Annotated in this window: 13 protein-coding genes and 1 pseudogene; 13 read left to right on the top strand and 1 reads right to left on the bottom strand. The window is 49.8% G+C overall.

Going from position 1 to position 11,747, the window contains the following annotated elements:
- Positions 1-33 precede the first annotated feature (33 nt).
- The gene (locus tag H6750_12395; GenBank protein MCB9775104.1) at positions 34-321 is read right to left on the bottom strand and encodes a hypothetical protein; all 288 of its coding nucleotides are present in this window, start codon (positions 319-321) and stop codon (positions 34-36) included.
- A 460-nt stretch (positions 322-781) separates the two neighbouring features.
- Here H6750_12395 and H6750_12400 point away from each other — a divergent pair, with 460 nt between their 5' ends.
- The 13 genes and pseudogenes from H6750_12400 to H6750_12460 all read left to right on the top strand — a co-directional run bounded on the left by H6750_12400 (position 782) and on the right by H6750_12460 (position 11,692).
- Complete coding sequence (locus tag H6750_12400) at positions 782-1,270, top strand: purine-binding chemotaxis protein CheW (GenBank protein MCB9775105.1); 489 nt, start codon at positions 782-784, stop codon at positions 1,268-1,270.
- Between the two features lie 16 nt (positions 1,271-1,286).
- Entirely contained in the window at positions 1,287-2,048 is a 762-nt protein-coding gene (locus tag H6750_12405; GenBank protein MCB9775106.1) for a flagellar motor protein, read from the top strand.
- 38 nt (positions 2,049-2,086) lie between these two features.
- A pseudogene (locus H6750_12410) lies at positions 2,087-2,824 on the top strand (OmpA family protein).
- A 329-nt stretch (positions 2,825-3,153) separates the two neighbouring features.
- Positions 3,154-3,873, top strand: coding sequence for a flagellar hook-basal body complex protein (locus H6750_12415; protein ID MCB9775107.1), 720 nt, complete (start codon positions 3,154-3,156; stop codon positions 3,871-3,873).
- 83 nt (positions 3,874-3,956) lie between these two features.
- Positions 3,957-4,748, top strand: coding sequence for a flagellar basal-body rod protein FlgG (gene flgG / locus H6750_12420; GenBank protein MCB9775108.1), 792 nt, complete (start codon positions 3,957-3,959; stop codon positions 4,746-4,748).
- Between the two features lie 11 nt (positions 4,749-4,759).
- Positions 4,760-5,515 carry a flagellar basal body P-ring formation protein FlgA gene (gene flgA, locus H6750_12425; protein MCB9775109.1) on the top strand — a complete coding sequence of 252 codons (756 nt, stop codon included), beginning with the start codon at positions 4,760-4,762 and terminating at the stop codon, positions 5,513-5,515.
- Positions 5,512-6,213, top strand: coding sequence for a flagellar basal body L-ring protein FlgH (locus H6750_12430; GenBank protein ID MCB9775110.1), 702 nt, complete (start codon positions 5,512-5,514; stop codon positions 6,211-6,213). The genes flgA and H6750_12430 overlap by 4 nt, the downstream gene beginning before the upstream one ends.
- Before the next feature lie 53 nt (positions 6,214-6,266).
- Positions 6,267-7,481 carry a flagellar basal body P-ring protein FlgI gene (locus H6750_12435; GenBank protein MCB9775111.1) on the top strand — a complete coding sequence of 405 codons (1,215 nt, stop codon included), beginning with the start codon at positions 6,267-6,269 and terminating at the stop codon, positions 7,479-7,481.
- A gap of 55 nt (positions 7,482-7,536) precedes the next feature.
- Entirely contained in the window at positions 7,537-7,893 is a 357-nt protein-coding gene (locus H6750_12440) for a rod-binding protein (protein MCB9775112.1), read from the top strand.
- Positions 7,894-7,954: 61 nt separating this feature from the next.
- Entirely contained in the window at positions 7,955-8,275 is a 321-nt protein-coding gene (locus H6750_12445; GenBank protein ID MCB9775113.1) for a hypothetical protein, read from the top strand.
- Between the two features lie 33 nt (positions 8,276-8,308).
- Entirely contained in the window at positions 8,309-8,806 is a 498-nt protein-coding gene (gene flgN / locus H6750_12450; protein MCB9775114.1) for a flagellar export chaperone FlgN, read from the top strand.
- Between the two features lie 7 nt (positions 8,807-8,813).
- Entirely contained in the window at positions 8,814-10,460 is a 1,647-nt protein-coding gene (gene flgK, locus H6750_12455; protein ID MCB9775115.1) for a flagellar hook-associated protein FlgK, read from the top strand.
- Between the two features lie 80 nt (positions 10,461-10,540).
- Positions 10,541-11,692: a hypothetical protein gene (locus H6750_12460; protein ID MCB9775116.1), complete on the top strand. Its 1,152-nt coding sequence runs from the start codon at positions 10,541-10,543 to the stop codon at positions 11,690-11,692.
- Positions 11,693-11,747 lie beyond the last annotated feature (55 nt).

Genomic DNA, 11,747 nt, shown 5'->3' on the forward strand with positions numbered 1-11,747 from the left:
GGGATTCCGTGCCCGATAAATTGTTAAACAGCCCTAAGGGGTCGAAGGGGGGGGATGGTTGATCGGATCGTGGAACTCGGGTGATTGGCCGGTTGCGGTGGAAGGGGGTAATTTCTTCTTGGCGACAACCTGTTCGAGCATATGCACGGAGTCTTTGAGTAAATCCGCCGCGCAGGCCAGGGTAACATGTAATTGTTTCCAGGCCTCATCCCAGCGGCCTTCAAGTTGAAGGTCCTGAAAACGTCGATGCTGGTCTTGCAGAATGGCTTTTTTTGCATCAAGGAGTAACCGATCGGCTTGTGAGCTGGCTAGTTTGTCCATGTAAAAAATCCTTTATTTCGGGACTTGCTAATGAGGGAATGATGCTGTTCACCCTATCAGAGCAGTTCTTGAAGCCTCAAGGCTTGAACAATGGACGTTTGTGGAAAATGTGTAGAATTACATGAGGTTGTTGTAGGTTCTTACCTGCCTCTAAATGAATTTAATGGCTGTTGATGGCAAACAATGAAACACAATAATGCTCAAGTAGGAATTTTTGTGGTTGTCGATTGAATAGGGTTGAACTGTCGGGAATTGCATGTACCGAAAAGGAACTATTCGAAAAGAGGAACGTGATGCCAGGGGAGGCCGGGGCAGTCATGCGGCTGGTTGCCTGCACGGGCCAGGTCATTGAGGGAATTGGAAAAATAAAAGGCCCTGGGGATGTTGGTTAGGCATCGCCTCTCACAGGGTCGTGAGGGGATATGAGAAAGACTCTTGACGCGGTGGAGGGATACAAGTCATGCAGAATACTTTGACGAAGGTATTACCTCATGAGGATTTTGAGGAAGATAGTGGAGTGGTTCTTCAAATGGTGAGTTTTCAGTTGGGGGATGAAATTTTTGCCATTGATATCTTGGTGGTTCAGGAAATTATTCGTATGCTGGATATTACCCAGGTTCCGAATGCCCCTCATTATGTGGAGGGGGTGGTAAATCTGCGTGGAAAAGTCATCCCCATAATCAATCTTCGGGCTCGTTTTGGGCTGCCCATGATTGAACCCACCAAGGATACTCGAATTGTGGTTGTGGAAATTGCGCATATGATTTTGGGATTTATCGTTGATTCCGTCGAAGAAGTCTTACGCCTGTCTGAAGAATGTATTGAACCCCCACCTCCCACTAGTCGAGGAGGAGCTGAAGAATGTCACAAAGGGGTAGGGCGGGTGAATGGGTGCCTGGTGTTGTTGCTGGACCTTGAACGGTTGTTTAGTAATCGGTCCTTTGCATAAGGAAGAGTGTTTTATTATGGATATTTTATCGGTATTGGGCATCCTTCTTTCGCTGGGTGCCATTGTAGGCGGGCAACATTTGGAGGGCGGGCATTTAAGCTCCATTCTCCAAGGAACGGCTTTTTTGATTGTGATGGGGGGTACGTTAGGCGCGGTGATGCTGCAATTCCCTCTTCCAATTTTTCTGAAAGCTCTTTCCAGTGCCAGCATGGTGTTTGGAAATGTGAGTGTGGATATGAAGGGTATTATTGGCAAAATTGTGGAGTTATCGAATATCAGCAGAAAACAAGGACTCTTGGCCCTGGAAGGACAAATTAAAACGTTGACGGATCCGTTAATGGCCAAAGGGGTGCAGTTGGTGGTCGATGGGACGGAACCGCACAAAATTAAAGAAATCCTGGAAGTGGAAGTTGAAATTTTTGAAGAAGAATTTGGCACGACGAGCAAGGTCTATGAAGCGTTTGGCGGATATGCGCCGTGCGTGGGGATTATTGGCGCCGTACTTGGTCTGATTCATGTGATGGAAAACTTGGCCGATCCTTCGGCATTGGGTGGCGGGATCGCGGTCGCATTTGTGGCTACGGTCTATGGGGTGGGAGCGGCTAACCTCTTGTTTCTTCCTATGGGTAATAAAATCAAGTTAAAGGCTAAGACCTTGATCATCGCGAAAATTATGGTGATTGAAGGCCTTGTGTCCGTAGCACAAGGGGAGAATCCACGAATGATTGAGGAGAAGTTGAGTGGATTTCTGTCATCCGTGGAGAAAAATAAAAAGTAAAATGCCGACAGCCTGACTGTTTGGTGAGGGAGCGTGTGAAGAAAAAACACGAGGAACATGAAAATCACGAACGATGGCTGGTCTCGTATGCGGATTTTATTACCTTGCTGTTTGCTTTTTTTGTTGTGATGTATTCGGTCTCGTCGGTCAATGAAGGGAAGTTCAAGGTCCTCAGTGAATCCCTGGTGAGTTCCTTTAACAACAAAAAGACGGTGGGGGAACTTTCCATTGTGAATCTTCCCATTAATAAAAATATCCCCATTCAGGTAAAAGCGAAAACTTCCTCAGCTGAAAATGCCCGGGCCTTCCTAAGCGTGGCCAATGCCATTACTGCAGCGAATATTCCTCAAGGGGTGCAAATCACCACGACCGAACGTGGGTTAAATATTCGAATCAAAGACGATGCGTTGTTTCAAAGTGGAAGTGCCAGGCTGAATCCACAAATCATAGAATTTATCGATCTCATTGCCGGTCTCGTCAAAGAATTGCCCAATCTTATATCCGTTGAAGGGCATACGGACAATCAGCCGATTCGATCATCTCTCTACCCATCAAATTGGGATCTTTCTACAGCGAGGGCCAATACCTTGGTCCGATATTTGATCGATCAGCATCATCTGGCTGATTACCGATTGTCTTCAACCGGCTATGCAGGGACCCGGCCTGTTGAGTTAAATGATACACCACAGGGACAAGCCTCTAACCGTCGAGTAGAGCTCATTGTGCTGAGGGATACCCGTTCCGATACCGAATCCTCACACCCCTACCTTCCCTAGTAATTATTCCACGATTCGGCCACATCTTCAGAACCTCGGTTGACCCGAATTTTGCCTTTCGCTAGGCAGGATCAGGCCTAGGAGGAAAGTAATGCCGGCAGGTGTAGTGTGTTGCCCGGGACTACAACGGCTGGCAGCTTTAAGCAGGGACGGTTCAATAGGCAACAATTGCCATTTCGAGCTCACTGGTGCCGGGTTTATTGAATGAATGCTCCCCCTTCGTAGCAAAACTTTTCACTGCAGTCTCTCTTCTCATCAAAATCCTACTCCGACGCTTATTGGCACATGCGTTGCAGAATTTCTCAGGTATCTACGTCAAGGAGGAAGCAATGAACCGAGGTATCTATCCGCCTTTAGCAGGGGCGATTACACTTGAACACCGCATGGAAGTCCTTTCGCATAATATCGGAAATGTCCATACGACAGGGTTTAAAAAGGACAAGCCGGTCTTCGCAACCGTCCTGGGACAAACCTCCGGACCTTCGGTGGCAGGAATTGATTTGTTTCCCTTGATGGATGCCCTTCCACCTGATCGATCGCAAGGCACCTTATATCAGACCGGGGAACCGTTAGATATAGGGCTGGAGGGCGATGGGTTTTTAGTCGCTCAAACACCAGATGGATTGCGATATTTTCGTGGCGGAAAATTGTATCGGAATGGAAACGGAAACTTGGTGACCCATACCGGTGATCCACTTATGGGAAAGAAGGGGCCCATTACCCTTCCTCCTGGAGAGGTCGTGATTGGGGCTGATGGGACACTTTCCGTCAATAATCAGGTCGTAGACAAGTTACGCTTGGATAAGATTGCCGATGGACAAGAAACGGCCAAGATGGGCAATTTGTTCTGGACCGTTCCCGATCAGGTTGTCGCCGATAAGCAGACGACCGTGCACCAAGGCATGTTAGAACAATCTAACGTCAATCCTTCCCTGGATATGGTGGAGTTGATCAAAGTGACCAGAGAGTATGAACAAATGCAAAAAGCCATTAAAGCGATGGATGAACTAGCCGCCCAGGCCATTCAAGCAGGTCGTGTTCAGGGGTAATCCGAAACTGGGATGAAACCCTATGGCGATATGAACAGATTCTCTGTGCAAGCGAATACGGCTAAAAAGAGGGAGTGACCACAATGATTCGAGCGATGCATACCGCATCTACGGGCATGTTTGCCCAACAACTTAATATTGACACGATTGCGAACAATCTCGCCAATGTGAATACGACAGGGTTTAAACGAAGTCGTGCAGAATTTGCGGATCTCCTGTATCAAATTTCCCGTTTGCCTGGTGCGAGTGCTTCGAATGTTGGAGTCTTTCCGGTTGGGATGCAGGTCGGGTTAGGGGTGAGGCCGGTCACCGTGGCCAAGGAATATGTGCAAGGGAGCCTCAAGCAAACGACGAATCCGTTGGATTTGGCGATTGAAGGGGTCGGATTTTTTCAAGTCACACGGCCGGATGGGACCACGATGTATACGAGGGCTGGATCCTTTAAACAAGACAGTACGGGTAATGTGGTTTCGGGTGACGGCGATCAACTCATCCCGAGCATTACCATTCCGTCCGGAGCACTCAAAATTGATATTGGACAGGATGGAACGGTGTCGGCATTGCTGCCCGGGGTTTCCCAAGCCACCCAGGTTGGACAAATTCAATTGGTCCGATTTGATAATCCATCTGGGTTGATTGCCCAAGGCAATAACTTATTTTCAGAGAGTTCGTCCTCAGGGCCTGCGCAGCAGGGGACACCGGGGTTTTCAACCGGATTTGGAAATATACAACAAGGATTTCTTGAAATATCTAATGTGAATATTGCCGATGAAATGGTCAATATGATCATTGCCCAACGGGCCTATGAACTGAATGCGAAAGCCATTCAGGCATCGGACGATATGATGCAGGTTGTGAACGGACTCAGACGTTAGAGGATAAAATTTTGAAGTTCGTCATGATATTACTGGGGTTGTTTCTGAGCGGAAATGGGTTGGGGACATTTGGCGAAATGTCCTGGGCGGAAGGGGTGGTCCCATCATCACCTGTCCGTCCAGATACTCAGTCCTTGGATGGAGGAGATTTCGAACGGGTGATCGTGGCGGAACTGATGCGCCGCTATGGACGTACGCATCACCAGGTGTCGTTTCGGGTGTTGTTCCCTAAGCAAGAGGTTGAGGTTCCCAACGGAAAAATCCAGCTTGAGATTGGAGACTGGTCAGGGGGGGGGAGAACAGGACGGCGTGCCTTTCGAGTTGGCATTTTCGTGAATCAGCAATTCCTTCGAACGGTGAATGTTGTGGGGGAGGTGAAGGCCCAAGTCGAAGTGGCGACACCCATACGTTGGTTGAAACCGAAGGAGGTTGTGACCGGCGAGGACCTGTCTGTGATGATAGTGGATGTCCCCTCACTGACACATGATTTTATTCTCGATCTTGACGAGGTGATCGGGAAGCAGGTCTTACGTCCATTGCCACCAAGGCAACCGATTCGAAAAATCATGCTGGACTATCCGCCAATGATTCAGAAGGGCGATCGGGTGATGATTGAGGTCAGGGGTGACGGTCTGCTGGTTCAGACGGTGGGGATAGCCAAAGCGGCCGGTAAAAAAGGAGAAACCATTCCGGTTAAAAATCAGACATCCGGCCGGGAGGTGTTAGGTACCGTTTTGGCATCGGGACTCGTGGAGGTTGGATTTTGAGCAAAGCAGCATTGAGGGGGAAGTTTTGGGCTTGGGGAGTTTTGCTGCTGGCGGTCGTGGTTAGCGGGTTCGGATGTGCCAAGGAAAAGCCCATGAGACAGGTCGAAGCTGAGTCGTTTCTTCTTGAAAAGAGTCCACCCTCCTCCATGGGGTCCCTTTGGGACCCTGGAAACGGGCGAGCGTACATGTTTGAAGATAGGCGAGCGGGTCGAATCGGGGACATTGTCGTTGTGCAAATTGTCGAACAACACAAGGGTTCCAAAAAAGCCAATACAAAAGCAGACCGGGATTCCAGTCTGTCGGCTGGAGTGAGCGGGGGACTCTTCGGGATTAACACTCTCAGCCAGAAGTTTGCGGAATATTTTAATATTGATGCCGGGACTTCCCATGAGTTTGAGGGCGACGGGTCGACGAGCCGGGAAGACACTTTGACGGGCACCATCGCCGCCAATGTCATTGAAGTCTTTCCCAATGGGGACCTCCGGATTCGGGGAAAACGGGAGGTCACGGTCAACAGTGAAAAGCAAACAATGACCATTAAGGGCATTGTCCGCCGGATCGATCTGGATACGCAGAACATGGTCTTGTCGTCCAAAGTCGCGGATGCAGAAATCTCCTATACTGGATTGGGAGTGGTGGACGATGTTCAGAGACCGGGGTGGTTCACCAGGATTTTTGACTGGTTGACGCCGTTTTAAGTGTGGTTCGGGGATGAGTCCATTTTTTATCTTTGCCCTAATAGGAGAATTTGGTGATTCGTCCATCATCTATTAGTAATGGCAGTAAACCTTCAAGGAAATCCGGAAGACCATGGGCTCCGGGATTGGGTGCGGTCTTGGTTCTGATCGGCGGATGGCTCATGTTCAGTGCCAGTGAGGTCATCATACCGGAAGAAATTCAGGCGGCCCGCATCAAGGATATCGCTTCCATTGAAGGCGTTCGTGAAAACCAGTTAGTCGGGTATGGCTTGATTGTTGGTCTGGACCGGACCGGTGATTCCGTCGTCGGTGGTCAATTTACAGCGCAAGCCATTATTTCCATGTTGAATACTATGGGGCTCAAACTCAATATTGATCCCATTCAATTGTTAACTAAAAATACCGCCTCGGTGATGGTGACCGCCAAATTGCCACCGTTTGCGAGGCCCGGCATGAAATTGGATGTGCAGGTCTCTTCCATGGCCAATGCCAAAAGTTTGCGAGGGGGAACGTTATTGTTGACCCCGCTGAAAGCCGCCAATCAACAGGTGTATGCTGTCGCCCAAGGGCCGCTCTCCACATCGGGATTTGAAGCTGGTGCAGCAGGGACCACAGTGAAGAAAAATCAACAATCCGGAGGGATTATACCTGGTGGAGCGATTGTCGAACGAGCGGTGGATGTGGACATGCAAGCGTGGGAAAAATTCTCTTTGACCATGCATCAGGCTGATTTTATCACGGCATTGCGGGTGTCTGAAGCCATTAATGCTCATCTTGGGGATGGCATAGCTTCGCCTGTTAATTCCGGACAGATTCACGTGGGGATTCCGGAACGGTTTCAGGGAAAGATAGTCCAAATGATTGCTGCGGTTGAAGGGCTTGATGTGAATGTGGACGTCCTGGCCAAGGTTGTGGTGAACGAACGAACGGGAACGATTGTCATGGGTGAACATGTTCGGTTGGCGAGGATGGCCATTTCCCATGGCGATCTAACCATCAAGGTGGGAACGCAATTTAATGTTTCTCAACCAGAAACTGGCTTTATTGGGAGAGGAGCACAGGGTGCCGGTAGAACAGTAGTGACTCCGGATGTCCAGACCGATGTGCAGGAAGAGGATGGTCGAGTGATTCAAGTAGACAGTTCCGTGACACTTGGGGATTTGGTCAAGGCGTTGAATTCATTGGGTGTCACTCCTCTCGATTTGGTTGCCGTACTAACGGCGGCCAAGGCAGCGGGTGCCCTCCAGGCCGATTTGGAGTTGATCTAGGTCCATTTCTGAAAAGGGCGTTGTTCATGATGGTCAAATGGAAAGGATGTGGACTATGATTGCTGGCATGTTCCCTACGGATATGACGGGTCTTTCACACTCCGTCACCACTGAGAGGATAGAGCGTGTGGAAGATTCTGTTCGTCGTGGGGAATTACTGCGTGCGAGTCAGGAATTCGAATCCTATTTTCTGTCCTATCTGATGAAGGTGATGCGAGAGACGGTCCCCAAAGGCGAATTGACCGCCAACCCCATGGGGGACATGTATTATTCCTTTTATGACGAAGAGATTGGCAAACGTGCCGCTCAGGCGGGAGGGATTGGCCTTTCTGCGTATGTGTTGGACACGGTGGCCAGGAATGAAGACCTTATGCGTTCGCCCACCTCAGTGCCCCCTTTTTTGAAATCTTAAGAGGTTCTGTAAAGTTTAACGGCGTTGCTTCCGATACATAAAGAGAAGGAGGCATGATGCCATGACCATACGGGGCCTTGATCCCAGTGGAGAGCTGGGGAAACTATTTTTTCACGTCCAAGCCAAAAACCTTCAGACGCAGGAGGCCGGCCCACCAAGTGCCACCCAGCGTCCTTCGTCGGCTGACCCGGTTGATCTTTCCGTGTTGGCGCAGGAAATCCGCGACTATTCCACTCGAGTGGCGCAGGTTCCTGACCTGAGAGTGGAGAAAATCAGACGAATTACAGAGGTATTGGAGGCGGGGGCACAATTGGCGACATCAAGCCAGGTGGCTGATGCCTTGACTCGGGAGACGATTCTTAACGAACTGGGCTCGAAATAAACACCTGATGTGCATAAGAGAAATGGCTGACCGATGATTCATCCCCAATCGGCAACGTGGGAACGGTTGCTGAAAATGTTGGCTGAGGCTCAATCGGTATTTCAGCGGTATGGTGTATTGCTGTTTCAGGAAGCGCACAGCCTTCGTGCCATGGATCGTCCTAAGTTGGTCGAGGTGAACAGTCAGAAGGAATCAGCGTTGGAGGCGATATGTCAGTTGGAGCAGCAGATAGAGCGTGAGATTCATGGGTTGGCCGGGTCCGCCGCACACGAATCAATCTGGAGTTGGTTGAAAGCCGTCACGGACCCACGAGCACAATTGGCGCAAGCAATGTTGACGGATCTTCTTCGGTTGGCGCATTTGATCCAGGAACAAGGGAAAAAGAATGATGCCCTGATTCGCCCGATCTATCATAAGGTCCGTGAGGCAGTTCAGGTTATGTATACAGGGTTGGGTACCGTTCCGGTATATCAGGGAACCGGAATACTACATTTTCCTTCGGTTCCGAGCTCGGTCCATCTCCAGGGATAGGAGTTTTATGGCGGGCATCAGTGACATCTTTAATATCGCGCGTTCTGGAATACGTGCCACCCAACAAGGGCTCGCGACCACATCCCATAACATAACCAATATTAATACCAAAGGCTATTCCAGGCAGGAAGTCGTCCTTGAGACTGCGCGGCCGGCTGAAGGGACGATTGGGAGCGGAGTCCGGGTTGCCGCTATTCGTCAGTCTGTCGATGATTTTCTGGAAAACCAGTTAACCTCCGTCAAGGAGGATCTTGGATCAATCTCCGCCAGGAATAATTACTTGGTTCAAGCCGATGGGATTTTTACCGAAACGGATAATTCCGGGCTATCGTTTAGTCTGACAGAGTTTTTTAATGCGGTTCGCGATTTGGCCACGAATCCCGAAAGTACCATTCAGCGGACGGTCCTCTTGGCTAAAGGGCAATCCCTTTCAGACCAGTTTGTGACGGTGGCTCAAGGATTAAATCAAATCCGCCTGGATGCCAACGGGGAGATTGCCAGGCATGTCGACACTATTAACGGGTTGGCCACAAAGATTGCCTCTCTGAATGATGTTATTTTTAAAACGGAATCCAGTGGACGTGAGGCGCTGGATTTACAGGATCAACGAAGGGTTCTCATAAATGATTTGGCGGGTTTGGTCAATATTGAGCAGGTGCCGCTGAACGATGGTATCGGCATTAATGTCGGAGGCCAACTCCTGGTAGCGGGAAATCATGCCAATGCGCTGTCGACCGAAGCGGACCCGGACAATCCTCCAATGCATGATGTGACATTTGTCCGCAGTGACGGGAGTGAGTTCTCAATCTCCCACAATATTCATGGAGGACAAATCGGCGGATTACTCGCCCAGCGTGATGGGGATATGGTGGAATTTCAGGACCAAGTGGATCGATTGGCCGCTGTTTTGATAAATGAGTTTAATCAACAGCATCAGGCCGGGTATGGTCTAGATGGCACCACGAATAATAATTTCTTCTCAGCCTTAAGCCCGCAACCTCCTCTGGCCTATGACCGGAATACGGGAAGTGCCACGGGAAGCTCGGTCACGATTGCAGATCCGACTCTGGCGACCTTCCAGGAGTATGAGGTGCAGTTTTCCGGGGCCTCTGCCTATTCTGTGGTCAATACAGAGACCGGCGCGACCGTGACGTCTGGTGCGTATACCTCCGGATCACCCCTGAGTTTTGATGGATTAGATGTCGTGATCAACGGCACGCCGGCTGCGGGGGATGTGTTTTATGTCAATGCCCAAAAAGGCGCGGCCCAGCAATTTGCTGTGGCCCTTTCGGATACGGATAAGATTGCCGCCGCTTCTACGGCGGCAGGAATTCCCGGCAATAACACCAATGCATTAAATCTGGTGGCGATTCATACGAATCGGCATGTGGATCTTGGAAATGTGACACTTAATGATTACCACACGATTACGATTGGAGATGTCGGGAGTGCCACTCAGGAATCGACACAGGCGCTGCATAGTAAGCAGCTTGAAGTTGATCAATTGACGGCCTTGCGAGAAAGTGTCTCCGGGGTTTCATTGGATGAGGAATTGACCAATCTCCTCAGTTTTCAGCGCTCATTTGAAGCCTCGGCCCGGATGATTACGGTAGCGGATGAATTGATGCAGACGATGCTGGCGATGGGACGCTAACCTTTTTGATGAGGCAACCATCTGAGGATAGGGCTCATTGACGACCGGTCGAAATCTGTCGGATAAGGACGAACAATCGTATGCGTGTGACTGACCGTCAACAAGTTGATGCGCTGTTAAGGGCCATTCAAGGTATTCAGCGAAATATCGGGGATCGCCAGGAGCAAATTTCTTCGGGAAAGCGGGTGAATCGCCCTTCTGATGATCCTGCGGCATCCGAACGGATCAATCAGTTTCGAAATGTTCTACGGACCACTGAACATCGTTTGAACACTGTCAATGAAGGCATGGGGCGGCTCAATTTATCCGATAGCGTTTTGGAGCAGGCGGGAAATACTGTCCAGCGGGCGAAAGAACTGGCTTTGAATATGGCGAGCGACACAAATACGTCTGTGGAGCGACGGAATGCGGCTCAGGAAGTTCAGCAACTGATCTTAGGCTTAGCCGGCATTGCCAATACTCAACTTAATGGACGATTTGTGTTCGCGGGTAGTCAAACAAAAATCGAACCGTTTGTCCCGGGTTCGGCCACGGGATCAGTCAGTACCACCAATGGGGGAGGTGCCAGTGTTGGCGTATCTGTGGCGTCCGTGCCGGCATTAGAACCGGATGCATATCAAATTCGATTTACCTCCTCGACACAATTTGATGTGCTGAATCTGACAACGAATCAGGCCGTATCCTCAGGCAATACGTATGCATCCGGAGGGACATTCTCATTTAATGGTTTAGATGTCACCATTACGGATGGAGGCGGCCCCCCTGTCACTGGCGACCAATTTTTTGTACGAGTCGGCTATACTTATCAAGGCGATGGTGCAGGAGTGGAGTTGGAAGTTGGTGATGGTCGGACCGTGGCAAGTAATGTTCCTGGAGACCAAATCTTTTCGGGTCCCACGGTGGATCTGTTTCAAAATCTTCAGGATTTTCATCAGGCCTTGGTGACCAATGATGTGTCCGGCATTCAAGCGGCTATCGGTCAATTTGACCAGGCACTTTCTCAAGTAAACGACGCGAGGGCTACGATTGGTGCCAGGGTTAATCGACTGGAAACCATCAGAGGTGGTTTAGACCTGTTGAGTGTGAATACGCAAACTCTCCGGTCAAATTTTGAGGATGCCGATATTGCTCGAGTGGCTTCTGATTTGGCTACGCTCCAAAACACGCTTGAAGCGTCGATGAGCACCCTGGCGCGTCAATTCCAGACGAATTTATTAGACTTTATTAAATAGGCCGTATAGGCCTCTTCTTTAATTGGACTACAGTAGGTCACCCCCGTGATTGAAT

This window comes from Nitrospiraceae bacterium, from assembly GCA_020632595.1.
In the GTDB taxonomy this organism is placed as follows: domain Bacteria; phylum Nitrospirota; class Nitrospiria; order Nitrospirales; family UBA8639; genus Nitrospira_E.